This window comes from Rhodoferax sp. GW821-FHT07F03 (assembly GCF_059418745.1).
The window spans coordinates 1-21,894 of the sequence record NZ_JBWKQM010000025.1 but is presented as its reverse complement, the minus strand read 5'-3'; the positions used below and the strand labels follow the sequence as shown (position 1 = coordinate 21,894).

7 protein-coding genes are annotated in these 21,894 nt (G+C 64.3%); 3 read left to right on the top strand and 4 right to left on the bottom strand.

The window, feature by feature from the left end; all coding sequences use genetic code 11:
* Positions 1 to 84 precede the first annotated feature (84 nt).
* The 4 genes from AC07R0_RS25585 to AC07R0_RS25570 form a co-directional block, all read right to left on the bottom strand.
* A complete protein-coding gene (locus AC07R0_RS25585; protein WP_495107008.1) occupies positions 85 to 1,452 on the bottom strand; it encodes an MBL fold metallo-hydrolase in 1,368 nt (455 codons plus the stop codon).
* Between the two features lies 1 nt (position 1,453).
* Complete coding sequence (locus tag AC07R0_RS25580) at positions 1,454 to 3,400, bottom strand: hypothetical protein (protein WP_495107007.1); 1,947 nt, start codon at positions 3,398 to 3,400, stop codon at positions 1,454 to 1,456.
* An 85-nt stretch (positions 3,401 to 3,485) separates the two neighbouring features.
* Positions 3,486 to 4,829 (bottom strand): hypothetical protein, encoded by a 1,344-nt coding sequence (locus AC07R0_RS25575; protein ID WP_495107006.1) that lies wholly within the window; start codon positions 4,827 to 4,829, stop codon positions 3,486 to 3,488.
* Positions 4,830 to 4,951: 122 nt separating this feature from the next.
* The gene (locus AC07R0_RS25570; protein WP_495107005.1) at positions 4,952 to 5,974 is read right to left on the bottom strand and encodes a hypothetical protein; all 1,023 of its coding nucleotides are present in this window, start codon (positions 5,972 to 5,974) and stop codon (positions 4,952 to 4,954) included.
* A 750-nt stretch (positions 5,975 to 6,724) separates the two neighbouring features.
* On the opposite strand from AC07R0_RS25570, the gene AC07R0_RS25565 reads away from it, so the two are divergent.
* Genes AC07R0_RS25565 through AC07R0_RS25555 form a run of 3 tightly spaced genes read left to right on the top strand, consistent with a single transcriptional unit; the run spans position 6,725 to position 21,118 of the window.
* Complete coding sequence (locus tag AC07R0_RS25565; protein ID WP_495107004.1) at positions 6,725 to 14,089, top strand: hypothetical protein; 7,365 nt, start codon at positions 6,725 to 6,727, stop codon at positions 14,087 to 14,089.
* A gap of 5 nt (positions 14,090 to 14,094) precedes the next feature.
* On the top strand, positions 14,095 to 20,529 hold the full coding sequence (locus AC07R0_RS25560; protein ID WP_495107003.1) for a hypothetical protein: 6,435 nt from the start codon (positions 14,095 to 14,097) through the stop codon (positions 20,527 to 20,529).
* A gap of 1 nt (position 20,530) precedes the next feature.
* A complete protein-coding gene (locus AC07R0_RS25555) occupies positions 20,531 to 21,118 on the top strand; it encodes a L,D-transpeptidase (protein WP_495107002.1) in 588 nt (195 codons plus the stop codon).
* Positions 21,119 to 21,894: the final 776 nt, after the last annotated feature.

The following is a 21,894-nucleotide window of genomic DNA, read 5'->3' as shown; positions in this document are numbered from 1 at the left end:
CTCACTCAGTCCCATCGAATACCGGGCGAGCCTCGGAATAACGGCATAAACCAGTCCAAGTTTTACGCCGCACCCCCAACAGTGTCAATCGGCGAAGGAATAGTCAATGAAGAGTTCCCCTGCCTTGAAGTGCTTAGGCAACTTTGGAAGCTGGGAAATCGCATCTGGAGAAGCTTTTATTTCATCAATCGCGATCCAATCGCTGCGTACAACTTGGTTGCCGGTGCGCTCGACCAGTGCGGTCAGCAGTGGACCGCGCGGCACCCCGTCGTAGCAGTCGTCGGCCGTGGAGCACATGCCCACGCAGCGCATGCGCAGCGCCCCTACTGCCGGGATCGGGTTCGCGTTGGTGCTGCCGTGGTGGCCGACCTTGAAGAAGTCCACAGACCCCAGGATCTCCTGAGCCTCTGCAGTAATCCCGGGATCCTTTCCCTTGGTGGGCTTGCCGTACAGCCAGTGTGCCCAGTTGCCCCACTGGGCATCGCCCACGAACAGCAGCTGTTTGCCTTGGCAGGTGAACAGCACGACGAGGCTTTGGTTGTTCAGTGTGCCGTCGATCGTCTTGGATGCGGCGGCTAGGGCGTCGGGCTGCAGCGCGTGCAGTGCGGACTCCATGGCTCCCGGATTGGCCCAGGGAATGAAGGCCTCGTCCGGATAGTCCTGAGCCTGTGCAGGCCATCGCCGCTCGAACGGGTCGAATGCCGTGGCATCAGGCGGTCCCGAGCGTTCCACAGCGGCCAGATACTGCGCGGCCTTGTTATCGGCGGCGATGAATTCGGCCGCCGCATCCTTGGGCGCGGGACCGAGGATGCGCGCGCTCAACGCTCCCTGCAGCGACTTCGGCAGCTTGGGCTCGTCGCCTGCCTCGTAGTAATTCACATCCGGCTGGTTTTTGAACCCCTTGGTCACCACCTGCAAGGCCTTCTCGTTGCTGCCACCGCTGACCCCCAGCGCGTTCTGGGCCATGCGCAGCGCCTGCACGCCCTGCTGATCTGCACGCGCACCAAGCGCGAGCTGCAGATGCTGCGCGAGCGAGGTGATCTGCATCTTGATGTTCGCGTTCTGCGCGTCCGAAGGGTCGAGCCGGTTAGTAATCCAGACGGCTTCGACCTCGAACTGCTTGAACACCTCCGACTGCGTGGCAAAGCCCGAGATGTGGTCGGCGTGGTAGTGGGTGACGATCACGAGCGCAAGCTTGCGATCAGTTTCTTCCGCCATGTTTTCGACGCAACGGGCCATCGTGCCGATGTTGCCGGCATGGACCCCGCAGTCGATCAGGATGTGCCTCGGCCCGTGCGCTGTCGGTACTGTGACCAGGAAGAAGTCGCCAAAGCCGACACGGTACATGCGCACCCGCAACGGCGTCTTCTGTGCGCCCGCCACTGGCTCCGCTGAGTGGGCTTGTGCGGCAGGCGTTGCTGCCGCTGAAGCAGTCTTTTTCTTTGCTGCCATGTTACGCGCCCCCATGCAAGAGGTTGAAGTCGGCCTGGAACTGACGGTCATCCTCGCTGTCGGCGAGACCGATGCCGCTCGCAAGCGCATAGCGTCGCTGTCTGGCCTCGCGTGCTTTGCCCTCAGGGCCTGTGAGCGGCTTCCGAATGGCATAGCGCACGCGCGGCGGGATCGGGCGGCCGGCCGCGTCCCGGGTCGGGGCTGCGATGATCAGCGTGACGCCACCACGTAGCGGGAATGTGCCACCTGCCGGCACCTCTGGGTCCAGCAGCACGCGGCGTGTCTGTACCAGTTCCACCACCATGTCCGATAGCATGCGCCCGTCCGGGCTAGTGCGGAAGGTCTGGTGGAAGGAGGGCGCGTAAGGCCGTTGCTCCACCGGAACGTCGGCCACAAAGCCCAGGCGCTCAGCGTTCTGAAAGGCGTAGTCCCGCAGGATGTCACCATTCAGATTCATGATCTCGCGAGTACGCTGTCCCGGCAGCACGAACTTGAGTTCGACGGGCTGCGGCTTTCCTTCGATCTCCAGCTCCGCGGTCACCGCTGGTAACGCGTCGTCTTCGGGGTGTGCCGACCAGGTGGTTACGCGCGGCCAGCACAGGGCATCCTCCGAAAAGAAGCTGGCACTTTCCGGATAAATGCCCCGTACGCGGAACGCCTGCATCAGCGCCTGGCGTACAGCGCGATCGGCCTCTGGGCGGAGGTCGACGCTGGCGGTGATGAGCGAGCGGAGAAAGTCGCCAAAGGTGATGTCTACCGGTGGGCAATAGTCCAGGGCGCGAGCGCACAGCTGAAAGAATTCTTCGGCGGTTCTGGAAGCCGTCTCAGTCAGTAGATTTGCCAGTGAGGTCGGCAACTCCGGCGAAGACAGCGGCGCACCGCCCGCGCGGAAGATGCGGAACAGGTCGCTTGAGGCGCGCATGTAGGTCGAGAAGAACGCATCAAACATGGCTGCGACCAGGATGCTGCCCCGAAAGTGTGGATCGTCGGTGCGCGTTTGCAGCGCAGCCGGGTCGGGCCGCTCATCGAGCGCGGCGCGCAGTCCATGGCCCATGCCCGAGGCCTGCCCGAACTGCTGCGCCAAGTCCACCAGAGGATTGCGCACCTTTTCTTCGCTGCGGATGCGGGTAGGGGCGTCGCTGCGCTGTGATTCCGAGCCCGCAGCCGGTGCGGCGTCGGGCGTGAGTTCGAACTGGTAGAGCCGTCCGCCGGTCTTGCGGATGGTGTCGAGCAGCGCATCCTTGTGCGAAAAATGAAGGAACAGTGCCGTCAGATCCGCAAACGCCTCGTGGAAAGCAAGCACGTCGGGATTGGTGGGTTCGGTGAAGAACGTGCGGATGCCGTCGATCACGGCATGGGTCACCTCGTGGGCGACGATGTCGTGCGAAAGACAGGTGAAAACTCTCTGCCCTGGCAGGTTGTTACCCTGGTTCTCCTGGGCCGCGCGAAAGTAGCCGAACAGGATGCCCTGGGCCTGGCGGCTGTAGAACGCGTTGGCCTGGATCATCGCGTGGGGGTAGAGCTTCAGTACCCAGATGTCCTCGGTCGGGTCGTCGGGTTTCTCCCGGCCGATCGGGCGATCGGCGCGACGCCAGTGGATAGAGCGGCCCAGGGCAGATTCGAACTTCTCCACCGTTTGCGAGGCGACCGCATAGACCATCTGTTGATGGAAGCGCGGGTCGGACTCCGAGGGGGCCAGTCCGTCGGAGGCCAGAATACTGGGCTCATTGAGATTCACGGGCGGGTAGTAGCGCTTGTTCGCACCATCGTAGTCGACCACAGCAAACCGCCGGCCAACCGGTCCGGCCTTGAGGTTGCGTTCCCATCGGATGTCGACCTTCATCACGTTGCCGACAAGGTTGCCCGCACTGGGGTCCAGCGCGTACACACGCAGCGTACGCTTGGCAGGCTCTGGAATCTTCATCCACGGCGGTACGGATTGAGTCATGGCTCACCTTCTCTGGGACGTCAGACATTCGATGCCTTGAGACGCCTGGTGTTGTTGTCGCGCGATGTCTGGTGGGCTAAATCGATCAGTAGTCGATGTAATACGTCTGTATGACGGCGGCGTGATCATCCGCGCGCAGGACCTTCGAGCTCAGCAGATCGGCATCGACCGTCGGGTGGGGATGCGGATGGCTGCTCTGGCGCGACGGCACGCAATGCACGAAGGCCGCTGCAGGAAACTGCGCAGCATTGCCGGGAAACCAGGAGTGGCGGGAACCATGGTGCGGAACCTGGACCACACGCAATTGCTGCCAACGCCAATCTCCGAAGTGCGTGCGCATGGCGGCCAGTGTGGCGGTGTCCAGAGTTAAGTCGCCGTTCAACAGCAGTCCTTGCGTGCGCACCTGCTGGCACATTTCGGCGATTGTGGCAGCGTCCATGGTCGGGTCCATCATCAACAGTTCCTGGGTACGCGCAAACCCGCCGTCGCCCGACCACGCTTCCTGATCGATGATGGTGCAATCGCACTGCGCGGCGTCGGCCAACGGCCTGGCCAGGGTGCACAAGGAAATGTTGTTGCGTTCATCTCCCGCATGACCGAAGTGACGGTCGTAGCATTCTCTTAGTTTGGCCCGCCACCCTTTGCCTGTGGGGCCGGCCGGATCCAGGACGTTGTAATGCTTCATCAGCGCAGCGACCTCCTTCGCGACCTCGGCCATGGGGCGTTTGGAGCGGTTGGCCACGCATGCCGGCAGGGCAGCATTGAAGAACACGAATTCCATGGGGAAACCGCGCCCGGCGGGCACGGGCAGTCGGTGGGGGCGCACATGAATCTGCAGCCCGCCACGGCTGCCACCGGCGCTGCGCAGATACTGGCCTGCGTCCAGTTCCCTGCCATTGTCCGAGTCCCGGAGGTTTGCGCCTTCGCTGTCGCGTGGACGCGGTTCGGGCAGCGGCTCAGTGCCGTCAAGTGCGCCGTCGTCACTGCCTCCCTGCACCAAGAGAACCCCGTCGACCCTATCGGGCAGACCGCGCGAGTGCAGCCATCCCAGGGGGTCGAGGGCAAATCCGGCGGTCGATGCAGATGACACATCGTCGTCGCCCAGCGATGCGGCATGGGCCAAGCGTTGCTTCAGCCCGACATATGGAAGCACCAGCCACCGAGTGCGATACGTCTCCAGCAACTGCTCCAAGCCGTTAACGTGGTCGTTGTCGAAGTGCGAGACGATGGTTAGATCGAGGGTGGTCGCCGCAGGCCAGCATTGATCCAGTGGGATTCTTTTGATGCCGTCCCGGATGCGATTGCTTCCTTTGGAGCCGCAGTCGTAGACCCAGCGGAACACATCGCCCGCGGTGCCCACAATGGTGCCGGTGAAGAACGTGCCATGGCCCACGGCATGGAACTGGTGATGGACGTGGTACGGACTCATCGAGAAGCGCTTTCACGACTGCATTGGGGGGCACGGCACCGCGAAGTGTTGCTGCGCGCCGCTATGCGGGTTCCGTCGGCTGGCGCTTGACCAGACCAGCGCGCGAGGTTGTTTACCATGGCCTAAAGCTCCAGCGCTAGGTCCACAATGGCGCCGGCTGCCGGGACGAACGTGGCCGACGGCACCGACGTGCGCTCGACGTTGGCGGGATCGCGTCCCGCCAACGCGACGGTGTAGCTTTGACCAGGATCCACCGCATAACCGCCCCAGCTTGGAAATCTCCCCTTGTCGCGAAGAAAGAAGGCGATTAGACCGCTCTGGGGACTGGTTCCGTTGATCGAGCCGACAACCATCGGCTGCCCACCCATCGGTGTTATCAGGACGCGGACCGGGCCGACGGCCACGTTGCGCTTCAGCGAGACGGCAATCCATGCCTTGGTAGGTGGCGGCTTCGGCACCACTGTCTCCACCGTCTTGAGCGAGCGGAACCCCAGGGAGACCATCAGGGTGTTGACAGCGCTACTGCCGCCGGCAAGGACCAAGGCGGTGATGAAGTAGCCGGGGGGGCGGGCAGGGTAGTTCTGTGCCCACAGGATATTGACCAGCCCCGTGCACAGGTCCAGATGGAACGTCAGTACGAAGAACAGCGAGAACGCCAGGCTCACCAACGTCTTGACGCCCCGGGCATCGAAGGTCATCACGAAAGGCCGCCAGTTGAACAGCACGGCCAGCCCGGATTCCAGGACAAGCGCAAGCACAAAAATTGCAAACAGAATCTTGAAGGTGGGCTCGTAAGTCTCAGCGTCGGTCAATGTCTTCCCGGTGGCCCCAGCGCCCGTGATGCTGACCGCAATGGTTTTTGACAGGCCACTTTCGATGTATTTGACTATATCGTCCATGACGCCACTGGGTGGTGCAGTGTAGACCAGCGTCGAGCGTTTCCCATCAGCTGATGCTTTGATAACTGCCTGTCCTTGCGCGGCGGACGCCGCCGAGATTGGGGCAGATGCCGGCACCTCGACGAGCACTGAGGTCTTGCCTGCCTCAACCACGTGCTTGTCTTGCGCACTGGCGCCGAACGGCATGCCGAGCATCAGGATAGTGACTAAGCACCACCCACGCCATAGAACGATAAAACGCTTCATTGACCGCCATTGGCCTGCTGGGATCCCGTTGGACGTACGGTGGCTACGATGCGACCGCGGTCCGCCAGTGAGGTTCTCGTGTCCAGGGTCTGACATCGCATCGGTGGGATGCAAACTTCGATGGATGTGAAGTCGCGCTGCGTCAGGTGCCTCGGGGGGCTTCGCGCCAGTCCCTCGCTCCAGAATATCTGAAAGCATGATATCCCTCCGGATTGAGTTAGGCCACGACGACGGGTTGTGCGTGGCCACAGTATGCGCAAGCTGCTTTACCGCGTCATCATCAATTCAGGGGATGACCGCGTCACGAACTGCCCGCTACGATTCCGCAAGGACAAGGGCGCGCCCGCGCGTGGCCCGGATAGGAACGGCCTATGGTGCAGGCTTGGCGTGTGGCTTAAATGGAGGCAGCACTGCAAAACGACCGCCTAAGCGTGTCGGCACACCCGAAGTGCCAGACAAAGTATTGCGTATGCCGAGGCGCTAGATTTCCTCACCATGTGTCCGCAAAAATGCGCGCAAACGCTGGTTTGATTCGCTCGACGCATCGCCGGATTTGGACGCAGGATGGGGATCGAATGTGCGGCGCGATAAGTCCACACCACCTTCCGGGTAAGGATTTGCAGGCGCGGCAATTGCGCGAACCAGATTGAGGAAGGGCTTAGACATGCTGCGCGAAAAGTCCGTACAGCTGCCCACCAAGGGGGAGTGCAGACGCTGTAACGGCGCAACCTGATTGAGGAGTGGGCGAGAATGGATAACTTTCTGGCTTTCCGCTGCATGGGCAATTTTGCCTGGCCGCCTGTTTCCAAAGTGGCAAGCAAGACCGGCTTCGTGGAGGGCGTGGTCGAGATCCACTATCTGAAGGAAAAGCCGGGCGACGCGTACTGGACCGGCTGTGTCCGCTGGATCCGCAGGAGCGAATACGACGCCACTGCCATCGCTCAAGGAAATTCAGGGAAGCCTCTGCCGCCGCTCAGCGAGATGCCGCAGCTTATGCAAGCGGACGATGCGGAATTAGCGACACTGTTCAACGACCCGGCCCTCGGCACACTGGCTTGGCGCTTTGACAGGAAGGCCGCGAACGACTTGGGCGAGTTTGGCAAGCTCCGGTTCGAAGGCGCCTGCCTGCTCGAGCAGTTCGACCCCACTGGCGGTGCCGCGCCGACCTTGCGGGTTCCGCTGGTGCGCGAGCACTGGACGCAGATCGTTGGCGAAAAGTCGCGGACCTGGTATAGCAGCCTTCAGGTCGGCCGCGACGGGCAGCACCTGCACTGCCAGCTGGACATGGCCTTCCCCTTGCCGTTGCCGGCCGACGCCACCCAGCGCAATGCGGACAAGGCGTTCTGCGCCATGGGCTTCACCTACGACGGGCACCCGACGAAGTCGACGGTCGATGACTGGCGCAGGGAAAAAGCACCTGCCTTCATCTCGGTCCTTTACGGCCTTCGCGGCAAAAATTCGATTCTCGATGTCGCTGACTACTCAGGCAGCACGCTGCTGGAACTCGATGTTGGCCTGCATGACATGACCCAGTTCCCAATGAAGGTCAAGGACGTGCTGGAACACGTGCTGCCGGGCATCGGCATTCCGGTCGTTGCGCGCCAGGGCCAGACCCTTGATCGCTATTTCAAGAACGGTACATCCTATAAGGATAAAGGCACCACCCGACCGTTCCCCGGCTTCCGGCTGCAGGCCAGGCCAGCCGAGGACGGTAGCCCGCCCGGATTCTCCGTGCACCAGCGGTTTGCGCTGGGCGCCGACGACACCGTGGACTTACCAGCCACGTCCCCGTTCGACCGTTCTCAGACCGGGCTGGCGCTCCGGTCCGCGGACGGCAAGCGGTGGATCGACCTGCGAACACCGGACGGTGAATGGGCTGCATTCCCCGGGGAAATCTATGGAGCGGTGACGATGCGCGGCCACGTCGGGGACGCGGATGTCTGGTCCACAGACTTCTCCGTGGACGTGACGGTGATGGTCGGCGGCAAGCAGGACATGACTGCAGTGCAGGAAATGAGGACCGGAATTGCGCCACCCACCGCGCAAGGCGGCGACACCTTTGCGCTGTTGCTTGCGCACGTGATGGCGGCATCCAATTTCGCGCGGGCGGGGCTGTCCCATCTGCAGCCGCCGAATCCCCAGTCTGCGATGCCGCTCCTGCAATGCACGGAGCAGGGGGCGGCCGCGCGATGGAAGCACTTCGGCCTGTTTGCTCGGCTTGGCGCATCGGCGGATTTGGATCCTGGGCGCTCGGTGCTCGACCGAGAGATGGCCGGCGCGTTGCGCAACGGTTTCTGGGCGAGCCTGCAGACGGACGATGTCATTTTCCGGCCCGCGGACAGGGATTTGATCGAGATCAGTTTCGACGCGACCTGGTCGAGCCTGGCGGTACCGGGCACGACAGCCAAGCTGGTGGCATCGCACCACGCGATCAACGGCTCGGGCGGCCGCGACTATCTGCAGCTCAGGTTCCGATCGGGACTGACAGGGCCCGGAACGTCCCGGCTGGGTGGCCTGTCCTTTACCCACAGTGCGCAGGGCGTGCTCTACGGCAAGGATGAGAAAAAGCCGTCCGTGCTGTCGATCGGCAAACCGCCGCCCCCGGGTCGCCCGGCCCTGGTGACATATGCCACAGCCAGGTACCAGGCTGTCTTCCATTTCGCGATCGCCCAGGTTGATCCGCTCGGCGTGGACCTGCCGCGCTTTGACCGCACGGGCCGCAGCCAGCCCCTGGTCATGCGCCTGGACAACGGGGAACCCGGCGACTTCAGCCTGGTCGTGACGGAAGCGCTCAACGGGTCCGACGAATGGCACCTGACGGCCGAGTTGCTCGAGCGGGTCCAGTCGACGAACAAGGACAACGGTGGGCGGGTTCTGCTGTCGGAACAGCCATTTGCCTTCCATCGCTTCTACGCGCAGCCGCTCGAGGCGCGCGGCAACCAGGGCAACGTGACCGTTGCGAAGTACGACAGCGACACCGGCATCTGGCAGGTGGTGCAGGTCGCGCGCGTCTATGCGTACACGTTGCCGCCGCAATCGATCGGCGAGAGCATGGACAAGCCGCAACGGCTTGAACTGCACGATGCGAAGCTTGGTGCGCAGGAGTTCCTTCCGCCTTACCCGCCCGAGCCGGGAGGCGCCCCGCCGACCGGGATCGCGCGGCGTGCGGTCGAGTTCAGGCTGCCGCCGCCGGCCCAGCTCTGGATCCGGCCTAGCGACGTTCCGCGTGCCTATGCGCCGCCCGAGTGGGCCAGCCGGGAAATCTTCCGCCAGCACGGCGAGCTGGGCCTGGGCGCGGCGCTCGACGCCTTCCGGGGCGAATTCGTCTATGGCCTGGCAGTGGGCATCCGCCCGGACCTGGAGCGCGGCCCGTCAAGGCGTGCGCGCGTCGCCGAGATCGAGGCGCTGACCGGCCGGATCATGGACAAGGTATCTGCCAACCAGGATGGCATGGAGGCGCGCTGGAGCCGCCTGCACGAAGCGTTCCAGCGGCGGCCCGAGCGGCTGGAGCTCTGGGCCGACGACCCGGACAGCACGATGCCGTTCGCGCCGGCCCGCTTCACACGTGGCGCCAGCTTTGCGCTGCGGACCACGGCGCTGCACCGGCCCGCCGTCCATGAACTTGAACCGGCGCTGGGCGCCGAGGGGCCGGGTCGGCCGGTGCAACGGGTGCCGGGCCTGTCGCCGCGGCTGCATCCGCTCGGGCTGTCCGGCGGCGCGCTGTGGCCGATCGAGTCACGCAACGTGCTCAACATGGTGCTGGACAACCCGGCGTCGACCGGCGGCTCGATCGAATCCGTGGCGCTCTCGCCCCTGGGCGGCGATGCCGACCAGACGGCGCGCTTTTGCAACGGCCGCGTGGCGATCATCACCGAGACGCGCGGCGGCTACGTGCAGCGCCAGCGTGTGGAAGTCATCGGTCGCATCGGCGCGTGGTGGCACCGGGCCAAGCATGTCGTGATCTACGAGCGCACCGTCAACCCGTCGGCGCAATTTTCGCCGGACCCGGATGAGACCATCGCCGACAAGGTCCGGGGCGAGCGCACGCGCCGGCCCGTGCTGCGCAAGGTCAGCGAGTTCATCGAGGTGCTCCAATCCGAGCGGCGCTACCCGGACTTCCCGAACGTGGAGGAGCACACGCGCGCCTTCCTGCGCGGCATGCGCTTCAACAACCCGGTGATCCCGGTCGACAGCGCCTGGGGCGAGGACGTCGGCGACATCGGCTGGAAGGTGCCGCTGTGGAATCGCCACGCGGCGCTGATCCGGCCGCAGGTCTACCGGATGCCTGGCGTCGCCTTCCTGTGCGCCGCCGAGGGCAAGGATGCGGACGCCGAGTCAGGGCAGGGCTGCCTGAACCCGGAGCTGTTCCACTTCTACACCGACACCACACCGCTTGCCACGGACGCCACCGACACCTGGGCCGAAGTCCTTTCCGTCGACTGGACCAACCAGCTTCGTCCGGTGCCGGGCGGCGGCCAGTCCGAGCAGGACAAGGCACGGGAGTCGGCCGAGACGGCCAATGCGCCGCAGGTACCCCGTGGCTATGAGGGCTTCACCTGGCGGCTGGCGCCCCCCGCGCGGCGCGCGACTATCAACGAGGCGCGAGGCCAGGATCCGGTCTATGCGTCCATCGAAACTTTGACGTTCATGCGGGCCGGCCCGGTAGCGCAGGTCGTGGACGGCGCCGCTGCGCAGGTGATGCGCAAGGCCGATGGCCTGCTCGACATCGATACCGCCCCAGAAGCGGGCAAAGTCTGGCGCAAGGGGAAGACCTTCGAAGGCGGCGCCAGGCCGCTTGCCGACCTGTCGGTGTTGATGGCCAAACTGGGCGAGATGCGGCCGGATACGCTTCCCGATGCGGCGCAGAAGGCTGAACTGAAAACCGCGTTCGAGGAATTCAGGAAGTCGGTGACGGATCTGCCGGCGGCACTCAAGCCGGACCTGACGGCGCGATTCGGGACATGGACAGGCGCCAGCGGGGAACTGCTCGGCGCGATCGGCAACGTCAATCCCAAGGCCCTCATCGACCCGAAGATGTGCGAGCGCCTGATCGACGATCTCAAGACATCAGTGACGGCCAAAAGCCTGTCCGTCATGCAACAGGTGCAGGCTTGGGAGTCCGAGGTGGCCCGGCTGCTCGATACCCCGGTTTCGTTTGGCACCCGTGAAGATATCGTGAAGAAATTGCACGACCCGTTCACGAAAGCCATCGAGCCGCTGTTTTCGGCCGCTTCGGTCGAGGTCGGCAAGCTGTACCGGGGTTTCGAGACCACGCGAGGCACGGTGGTCGAGGTGCGCGCCCGGCTCAAACAGGAACTGCTGGCGGCCCGCAAGCAGGTGGACGCTGCCAGGCTGGCGATCGACGAGGCCAAGCCCTGGTCGCAAAAGCGCGTCGATGACTTCCACCAGTCGCTGCTGCTGGGCATCGACCGGATGCAGGCGCAGGCCGACGGCATCGTGGCCGACGCCCGCGGGCGTCTTTCCACCGGGCTGGACCGGCTGGCGCAGGGCATCGGCAACATCACCTCACTCGCCCTGAAGCAGGTACTGCAGGGCGAGGGTGCGCTGAAGTCGATCGCGCGCAGTCCAGACGTGCAGACGCGCATCGACCAGTTGTCGCAATTGAAGCGGGCGATCGACGAACTGCGCGACGAGGGGGGCCACGGAACGGGCGCGATTGCCGAGTTGAAAGCCCTGGCGCAGGAGCCGGAGCTGGCGCAGTTCCGGGACAGGATCATCGTCGCCGCAGATGCCATTCGCGACCCGCTCAAGGACGCCTCGTCAGGGCTCGCCGCCGTGCCGCTCCGGTATGAGGACTTTGTGAAGCGGTTCGACGCCGATGTTGCCGATGCCGCGGACCGCTCGCGCCGGGCGCTGACGAAGGCAAAGGGAGAAGCGGACGAGCTTCTGAAGATGATCGAGACCGAACTCGGCAACGTGGCGGACGGCATTGTGCTGCAACTTGCAACCAGCGCGCATGCGGCCAGGGTCCAGGTCGATGCCGGGGTGGAGCGGACGCTGGCAGCCGTCGCGAAAGGCACTGCGCTGATTGATCAGATGGAGGCAGATGTCCAGGACGAGATCGACCGCTGCATGACCAAGGTTGACGGATGGATCGATGAAGTCACGGCCGTTGCAGAGGAGGCCATTGCCGATGCCCGTGCCAAGGTGGCGGAACTGGAAAAGGCCGTCGGCCCGGACAAGCTGGAGGCGGCGCTGAACCAGGCGTTCCTGAAAATCCTCGACGAGCTGCTGGACCGGCTGCAGGGTCGGTGGACCTGGCCGCTGGCGGTGGTGGGCGACGCAAGGAGCCAGTTGCTGGACGCGACATCGGAAGTGGTGACGCGCATCGAGGCCGTGCTGCGCAAGCCGGGTGAGCTGGTCGATTCGATCGCCGGGCCGATCCAGGTCGCGTGTTCGGGGTTAAGCGACGGGATCAGGGATGCCGTCAGCTACCTGAAGGGCGAAGTTGACCCGATATTGAATGAACTGAAAGAACGGTTCGAAAAGGGCTTGGGATCGGCGCTCGGCGATATCGACGGCGCGCTCGACGACCTGGAGAAGTATCGAAAACTCGTCCATCTGTACAACGACTGCGAGCGCGACCTGCGCCGCATCGGCAACGACATGGCCGCGGCCGCGGAAGTGACACGCGCCTGGGGCGAGAACGTTGTCTCGTCGATCGGCAACCTCGGCGAGGGTGGCGTGTTGGCGGTGCCGAGCAACGTGCTGCGGGCACTGGCCGCGTGGGGTGACGGCCCGGAGCTGCCCAACCTGGAACTGGCGCGGGCGAAGATCGGCTACTACTACGACGAGTTCTCCAAGTACGTGGACATCACGCCGGTGGAGGCTTTCTTCGGTCGCCTGGGCGAGGGCCTGAAACCCATGGGTCTGTGCCTGCCGATCTCCGGCATCGAGGGCTACCTCAAGGCGGTGGACACGCGGATGTTCGACATCGGCTACATCGTGCGCAAATGCGGCGGCGCGGAGCTGGAGCGCATGTGCCGGGGCTACACGATGCCGGCGTCGATGCGCGACGCGGTCAAGGTCACGCACGGCTTCGACCGCAAGAGCATGCGTGCCTGGGTGCAGGTGGACATGAACATCAAGCTGGAGGGGCGCCGATCGCTGTTCAGCTTCGGGCCGTTCACGCTGGACATCCTCAATGCCAGCCTGACCGGCAAGCTGCGCATCGACGCGACGCAGGACGGGATGACGGAGGAGGGCAGCTCCATGCTGCAGGCCGATTTCGCCGCCGTCGTCGGCGGCCAGACCATGGTCACGCTGCAGGAAACGTCCGTCAACTACGACAAGGCCAGCGGCCTGCAGGTCAACTTCGACGCCAAGAAGATCAAGCTCAACCAGGGCCTGCAGTTCATCCAGAACACGCTCGGTTCGATCTTTGGCGACGAGGTCGGCGGCCTCAAGATCATCAAGGAAAACGGGCTGCCCATCGGCCTGGAACACCTGTTCACCATGCCGCCGATGAGCCTGATGTTCGGCACCAGTGGCGTGCAGAACATCCAGATCACCAACCAGTTCCAGCTCATCGCCTACCCAGACTTCCTGCTGTCGAACCGGTTCTCGCTGGCCAAGCCGGAACTGCCGTTCCTGTTCACCGTGTTCATCATCGGCGGCACGGGCTGGCTGACGGTGGATGTGGAGTACCGGCCGTTCAAGGACGAACTGATGGTCGTGGTGGACGCGGGCGCGGGCGGCTCGGCCTCGCTCGCGTTCGCAGTTGCCGGCTGTGTCGGCTCGGTGGCGATCACGATCAGCATCGCTCTGACGTATCGCAAGCTGATCGGCCGCTCCGGTGGCGGGCTGACGATATCTGTGGTGGTGCTGATCGTGGGCGTGGTGGACGTGCTGCGCATCGCCTCGGCAGTCATCACGGTGATGCTGCGGTTGGCCTACAGCGAGAACGGCGATATCAATGCGACCGGCACTTTCAGCATCACGATCCGCATTTCGCGGTTCTTCAAGATCTCGGCCGGCGGCCAGGCGCAATACCGCATGAGCGGCGGTAAAAGTGAGAGCTCCAGTTCCACCAGCGCCAGCGCCGGGGTGGACTACGAAAAAGCACAGAAGCTCGCCCGCGGGCGCAAGGGGTAAAAACAATGACGTGGTCACTCAATTGTGTGTGCGAGGAGGAGCCGGCCGGCTTCCATCCCGAAGGTGTACGGGGCATTTCGGTGCGGCTTTCCGTTGAGACAGACAAGACCGACCCGGATGCGGCAAGGGACGATTTCAAGTATGTGCTCGGGCGACTCGCGGAGCTCGGTGCCGCCGAACATTTCGGGGTCTACCAACAGACCGGCGCGACCACGCTGGAAAAGCTGGATGCGGTAAGCGTCGACTTGCTGTCGGAGCCGTTCGACCTGAAATTGTCTGAGCGGTTTATCGGCTGGCTCGACGAATATGCGGGCACGACGAAGAACAAGGCGTTCTACACCAGTGTCGGTGCTGGCGGGCAGCAGCCCGTGACCGAAGCCACGACGTCCGCGCGCGACGTGGTCCTGGCAGCTGCGAGCCGGCTGGCTCCGCTGCCTCAGCGGCTGCACCTGTCATTCGTTTTGAGGCTGACATTGCCGTTGGTGGACGAGCAGAAAGACCAGGCGCGGATTCTTGCCATCGTGCCCCGCTTTCCCGACGAGGCGTTTGCCGACCAGTATGTGTTCGAGGAAGGCGCTGCCGGCGTGAGAATCAGCGTGCCGGTTGACGGCGGCACGCGGGGCGGCACCGCCACGCTGATCAAGCGGCTCGTCCTGACCGACCCCACCACGACGGTCGATCCGGGCACCGGTTTCTGCAAGGGTTCGAACGAGACCCTTCAGCTGCATGCCGCGTGGCAGCGGTTCGAACGGCGAGCCGGGTCGTTGATGACGGGCTTCGTCGCCGCGGGTGAAGTGAGATGGGACCAGACGAGCCCGTCGCTCACTGATCCGTTGCATGTGCGACAGATGGATGCGTTGCACGCGCGGCGGTTGGGATGGCGGGCCATCACGTCGCTGGCCACAGCGCTGGACCCGTTGCTGATGTGCCTTGGCATGCCAGGCCGCGAAAATCGCCAGGGTCCGCTGCTGCCGGTGCTGGTGGACGTGATGTCAGACAGCATCGAGGACATCCGGCAGGAGATCGTGGAGGCCAACCGGAAGCTTGAGACACCAGATCCTGAGAATCTGCCATTCACTGGCGAAGTCGATCGAGCAGCGCTCGGCAAGGCCGTCCGCGATGGCGTGAGCGCGCTGGCGCTTGACCTGAACGAATTTGCAAAGACCGATCGGAAGAAATTTGTCGACGAGTTGGGTGTGATCTGCCTGGGCAGCGCTGCCGCAGGCAAGGGCACATGGCTCCAGAGTCTGCTCGACGCGTATGCGGAGGACTCTGCAAATGGCTGGTTGAAGACTGGCGATGCTTGGCATGACCTGAAGTCGATCAAGGACGCTACGCTTGCGATCGACAGGGCCGAGCAGGTGCGCGAACTCGAACGTAACCTGGCCGACCTGAACGAAACGCTCACCGGGGAGGCCGGTGTCGAAAATTCGCTGTTAAAGCTGTTCGCAAGCGGGCAGGTCAAAAAGGCGCTGCTCGACGTTCTCGAGCCGCTGACCGGCAACAAGGTGCAGGCCGGCGCGATTCTCGCCCGCGCAGCCACCAAGCTCCAGGCCAGGCTCGGTTCCCAATTGAACGGGGCGGTGGTGTCGCGGCAAGGCGCCGGATCGTTGCTGGCCGATTTGTTGGCCCATCCCCGTGTTCCCGGCACCGCCGCGGATATGAGGGCTGCCGCAGATGCGTGGCAGTTCTGGGCCCGCCGGTTTTGCATCGAGCCGGCTACCCTCGATGCGATCACGCCCGTGTTTCAGGCACTCGTGACTCCAGTACCGGATCCTGTTCGCTACTTCCGTAACCTGGACGGCGGCATTCCGGCCGACTATGTGTCACCGGCTACCGAGATACCACCTCAACCGCGGATGAAGGCCGCGCTGGAAGCGGCCGCTGCCGAAATGCAGGCGAGCGTGTTGCGGGAACTCTTCCCGCGAACCGAAGATCGCTTCATTCCCGACTCCGCGCCGCGCCCCCTCGCCATTCACGTCGCAGTCGATCCCGCAGCCGACGATAGTGGCGCCGTTGCAGATGATTTCTCGGCCGCCTACGCGGGTATGTCGTTGCTGATGCGCCGCCGCTTCGCCGGAAAGCTGGCCGAGCCCTGGTCGTACGCCAACCTGGCCGAGATCGTGGTGCCGTCGCCGCCGCAGCAGCCGCCGAAGCCGTCGATTTTCGAAGGCATCGGCATGCAGCCCCTGCCGACCACGATCCAGGACGGGCGGCGCGAACTGTTCCAGACTTATGATGGCTTGCCATTCGCCAGCGCCGCGTTCCGGCCTGCATCGCCTGACGCGCTGTTCGAGACCGACTACCCGGAGCGCAGCGCGGCGCCTGCTTATCAACCAGCGCCGGAACTGGCCTATGGCGCCGCTTTCGAGTTGGCCGCCCACACGGTGGGCCGATCGGGCTCGTTGCCAAATAGGCTTCAGGACATGCGCCCGTGGAGGCCGAAGCCCGTCATCGACCTGGACAACGAGCCCTCGTGGATAAGCCTCGCCCCTTACTCGCGCACCACCGCGATTGGCCAGGCCTCCATTGCCGAAGCCGACGGCGGCAAGCGCATCGGAGTCGCACCCGGCAACGTCAGGCCGCTCAGCGCCGACTATCCGCGCATCGTGCTGGCAACGGGCGACAACACCTGGCTGGATGTATTCAGGAATACCGACGGCAGCGGTGCCATCGTGTTGCCGAAGGAAGACGGGCAATCGGTGCGTGTGCGGCTGTACCAGCTGTGGAACTGGGCAGCGGAGCCGTGCGAACTCACACTAGACCTCCTCGATTCGCCGGCCACGGTTTCGGCCGGGAGCCGGCTCGCCCGCACATCCATCACGCTCGCGCCCGGCACGGTTCCCAATGTCGAGGTCGTGCTGTCACGCGAGGCGGGGGGGCTGCGCATCGACGTCGGCGGCGGACCAGTGCAGTTTGCCCGCTTGCCGGATGAGGCGGATGCATGGCTGCGCCTGCATGCGACGTCGACGGCGAAAAGCTGCATCAGCATGGACGATCCCGCCGGCGACATGCGCGGCACGGCCGCGGCATCGCGGCCTGTGCCCGACAAGCTTCTGCTCATCGGTCAGGGCGACGTGTGGCGCGCGCCGCATGCCGCTGCGGCGGCGCTGTCGATCGGTTTTCCGCGCATCGGCTACCTGGATTTCGAGCGCTGGATCAACAACCCCACGTTGAAGGGCCAGGTGTTCGCCGGGCTGCCCGATGCGCACATCGAATACTTCTGCAATTGCCTGCTTGCCTGCCATATCGGACGCGGCCACAACCGCCATGAGCGCCTTGCCGCGCTGCTGGACCGGCTTCCGGATCCGGCCGTCACGCAGATCCAGCTGGAGGCGCTTCCGGTCGACAGCCTGAGGGATTCGCCTGAGGGTTTGCGGGGGCGGTTCGGCGCGATTCGCGAGCTGCTTGCTATGCCGACGCTTGGCGAAGTCCTGAGAGCCCCGCTCAACAAGGTGTTTGCAAGTGGCTGGACGCCGGGCTTCGATCCGGACTGGTTCGAGCAATTGCTGAAAACCGTCGACCGTGCCTATGCCGGCACCTTTGAAGTCAAGTGCGCGCCTCGCACTGCCCCCGCGCTTGGCTGGATCGGGTCCCACGGGACGGTGAAGGGATTGGCCGTGCCCGAGGGCTTGAGTGCACGGCTCACGGCGCGGCCGGTCGTGTCCGCGGCCTATTTCGCCGATGCCGATGGCGCAAGTGTCATCGACACACGGCTGCTCCAATACGCCGTCGGGAACATTGAAGGCGATGACACGAATCTTCTTTTTGAAGGCGGATCGCTGCTCGTCGAATCGATGACTGGACCGCTCCAGGCGGAAGCCGGGCCAAGGCGGGATGGCGACACCTGGTCTCTATCACGCGCTGACTGGACGGCCCGGATGCGGGATCTGGTGAAGCACCAGGGCGGCAGGGCACGGCGCTACGACCTGGCGACCGCGCCCGGGCACGGTGAGTGGGCGTGGCGGCAACTGGGCTGGGTCGATGTGCATACCCAGCGCTGGCGTTTCACCGGCATGCCGATCGACAGTTGGCCGACGCGTGACGGGGGTGACGGGGCGGATGAAACTAGGTTCGGGGCGCTAAATCACGCCCCGGACGTAGCGTCATTCGAACCCGTTCGCAACGCCAAAGCGAACGAAGAGGTCATGGCATTCGAACGCCAGGCGTTTCACCGTCGGCTGGATTCGGACGCGGAAGTGGTCACGGCGCCGCTGTCGACCCTTGGCGACACGACCACGCTGATCACGGTGCAATGGGACAAGCCGGCCGCCACCTGGTTCAGGCATCGCTTCGTGCTGCGGTCCCGCTATGCGGGTGCGATGAAGAGGCAGGACCATGGCGAGTGCGACGCATGGCCCGAGCGGCTCCCGGCCGACCCTCCGGACGTGGCGGAATGGTGGCGCGTGGTGATGCTCGGCGAGCGCGGCGGGATCGCGATGACGCGCCCCCAACTGCGGGCGCTGATGCCGCTAACGACCTCGCCGGATGGCGCCCACAATACTCCGCCCGTGGCGGCCATCCTGCACGATGAGGCCTTTGCCCACGGCGGCCTAGCCGAGCGGATTGCGCCCGAGGTCACCACCGGCGTGGGTTACGGCGGCAGCAACGAGCCCGGCACCGGTGGACTCGACGAGCGGGTACGTGCGATTGACGCGAGGAAGGAAGTAGGGCCGGACCCACGCCTTTCCTATGCCGCCACGCCGGCGGGCGAGGCGCAGCTCACGGTGCTGTGCCCCGAAGGGCCTATGGGCCTGACCTTCGACGCCACGGACGGCGGCGGCCAGATGTTCCCCAACTCGAGCTGGTTGCTGCACCCTCGGCAAATGCGTGCCGGCGAGACGTTGCCGGGGCCGGTGAGCATGGAGGAGCATTTCATCAGCGTGGCGATGCGCCGCTACCTGGCGCCCGAATGGCTGGTTGACGAAGGGGCGGTAGATGCTTCCTTCGGCCAGACCTGGTGGCACGAACATGTGTGCTCGACTACAGCGACGCCGCTGCTGTGGCTGGTGGGTGGTGCCCATCGCGTCGACATGGCCACCTGCAAGGCCGATGGGAACGACATCGTCGTGGTGGTCGACCGCGCCGTGGTCGACCAGAGCGCGCTGGCGGCCTCGTTCAGCGATCCACTCAAGCCGGACTCCTGCCCGTTGGTGCTGTGCCGCTTGCCCGGTGCAAGGGACAGTGGCGCGACGCTGGCCTTGCTGCACAGCCCGGTCGACCGGCAGAACGCGCAACTGTCGGTGTTCATGGTGGGAACGGGCGGTGTGCCCGTGCTCCTGGCCAGCATCGACTGGTCGATTCCCCGCATTCCACTGGACCCGAAGGAGCCCGGCGTCCAGGTCGCGCTGGCGCTCAAATGCGTCGGCCAGGTCAGGCAGACCAACGCCAGCCAGACCACGGCGCTGAACTGGGTGCGCACCAACAGGAACTTCGACACCGTCCACATCAGCCTCCCCGATGGCGCGAGCGACAAGGCCCAGGCCAGCGAACTCCTGGCGAGCAAGGCAGTGTCCGCCAGCGCCAGCAAGTTGTCGCTGATCCGCTCGTTGCCCAATGGCACTGGCGAGGTGATCTGGGCGCGCAGCGCCCAATCCATGAGGCAGTTCCCGGTGCATGCGCAGCGCCACGTGGCGGCGCTGTTCTCCTCGATGGACACAGGCGTCGGCAGGCCCGTGGAGCAATTGCAGTTTGCGCATGTGCTTGGCGGAGCGAACACGAAGGTGGGCAACGGAAAGGCGCTGGACGGCGTCGCCAATGCGCGGCTGGTGGAATTTGAACTGCCGTCGCAGATCGTCGGCTCCGGCAGCGCAATCCCGCTGGCCTTCCAGTTCGCCTACTTCGACCTGGAGTCGATCGGGCATGCGGCCGGGACACGGCATTTGTCGTTTCACCTTCGGCTGGTCGGCAGTACCGCGGCACGCAAGGCATTGAAGGAACTGGAGCTCGGCCTGCGCGCGGACGAGTCGACCGGAACCCAGGCCGGCTGGAAGCCGGTCAAGGTCTCGCGCAACACCGCCGGCACGGAAGTGGTCGCGGTGCAACTGGACATGCAGCTCGATGCGAACTGGAACGCCACGATCAGCAAGGGGCGCTGGCTGACGGCCGCCGGTGCCGATGAGGACCTGAATATCCTCTCCGCCGGCACGCAACTGATCAATGGGGTGCTACTGGACGCGCAAGGCCTGGCACTGAAGGTGGTCCAATCGCCTGGCCAGGACGAGTTGTGGTTTGAGATCGGGATGCTGGCCTCGTCCACCGCGGAATCCGGTTTTGCCGGCAAAGTCGATTTCGACTGGTTTTTCGGCCAGTTACAAGGCGCAATACTTGACGGCGTGGCCGCCGGGGCGACCGACGCCGCCAGCCTGCGCACGATGCTCGAAGCCCAGGCTCGCGTCATCGCGGTGTCCCCCCCCATTGCCATCACCAAGGAGCCATGAAATGAAACTGACCCTGAGAATCAAATTGCCGGCCGACCGGAGAAAGACCGGCACGCTGACACTCTTCGATCCCCTGACGGGCCTGCCCCTCTACGGGCCCATCCCCGTTCTTGGCCGCGCCGCGCGCGATGCGGCAAAAGCGAAAGGCAACCCTGGCGGCAACCCCTTGCTGGGCTACGGTGATACGCCGACGGGCAGCTACCACATCACTAACATTCTGGCCAACGGACCGGGCACGACTCGGCCGGTGGAGAAGTACGGGCAGAGCGGCTCCATTGTGCTGGATCCGCAAACGGGCGACGCCAAGACCGCGAAAGAGAACGGCCGCACGGGCCTGTTCATCCATGCGGGCCGGCATGCGTTCTCGTCCGCGGTCGGCCCGCAGGCGCTAAAGCCGACCAATGGCTGCGTGCGGATGCTGGACTGGCACCTGGCTCAGCTGATCGACATCATCCGCACCCAGACGCTGGCCTTCCCGGGCGACGTCGTGGTGGAGGTGGGCGAGCCAGGCGGGCCCATGGGCGATATCGACGAGTCGGTGCTGGACGTCGATCCGCCACCAGTCGGCGGCGGCGTGTTGCTGCCCTGAGGCCGCGTCAGCGCGGGCCGGTGCCCATCCCTATTTCCGCGCGCTGGGATCGGGTCGATCTTGTATCCGTCGTGGTCAGTCTCGAATGCGATCACCGCCTGCCTTGACGGAGCCTGCTTATCGCGTGACGTTGCCGTCGGCCGCTGCATGACGTTTTGATCTAGCACGAAAAGCTCGCGCATTGGAGAATAACTTGGGATGCTACGCCACGAAACAGCGCATGCTGCCCGCTGGGCAGCCGCATCAACTGCTTCCGCGGGCTTCGGTATGGTCCGTAAAGGCATCGGGGTCACCGTTTAGCTCATCCAAATCCGTGTGTCTGTCCACTTTCTCTGTGATCGATGGAGGATGGGTGTTCGGCGTGCCCGCGTTGATCGCCACAGCAAAGTACATGAGTTCGACGGCATCGAAGGTTGCACCTTTACCCACCGTTGCTGCCAAGCAGCCGGTCGCGCCGCTCTGCTAGAAGTGAGGCTCCGGTCATATCGTCTGATTCTGGAAAAGCTGGACAAGCAGGGGGTACTTAAGAGTAGTCTGTCGCAGAACCATCCTTCGATGGCGAAATTGACGGTAAAGCCGACGGTAAAGTTTCGGATGTTTAAGCGAAAGTGTAGAGCTGATACGGGTCTTCACACCTAAGCGATGATCGAGTGGGGATCGTTCATGCTGATTGTTGGCGCCGATTGAATCTTGACAGTGGGGGGGTGCGGACAATAACTTGGACTACTTGGAGGTAGTTCATGTATTCATACGAAGAGCGAATTCGAGCCGTCAAG

What these genes read in the sequence shown, in the direction of transcription:
- AC07R0_RS25585 (WP_495107008.1), bottom strand. Translation starts at nt 1,452, where the DNA reads ATGGCAGCAAAGAAAAAGACTGCTTCAGCGGCAGCAACGCCTGCCGCA.
- AC07R0_RS25580 (WP_495107007.1), bottom strand. Translation starts at nt 3,400, where the DNA reads ATGACTCAATCCGTACCGCCGTGGATGAAGATTCCAGAGCCTGCCAAG.
- AC07R0_RS25575 (WP_495107006.1), bottom strand. Translation starts at nt 4,829, where the DNA reads ATGAGTCCGTACCACGTCCATCACCAGTTCCATGCCGTGGGCCATGGC.
- AC07R0_RS25570 (WP_495107005.1), bottom strand. Translation starts at nt 5,974, where the DNA reads ATGAAGCGTTTTATCGTTCTATGGCGTGGGTGGTGCTTAGTCACTATC.
- AC07R0_RS25565 (WP_495107004.1), top strand. Translation starts at nt 6,725, where the DNA reads ATGGATAACTTTCTGGCTTTCCGCTGCATGGGCAATTTTGCCTGGCCG.
- AC07R0_RS25560 (WP_495107003.1), top strand. Translation starts at nt 14,095, where the DNA reads ATGACGTGGTCACTCAATTGTGTGTGCGAGGAGGAGCCGGCCGGCTTC.
- AC07R0_RS25555 (WP_495107002.1), top strand. Translation starts at nt 20,531, where the DNA reads ATGAAACTGACCCTGAGAATCAAATTGCCGGCCGACCGGAGAAAGACC.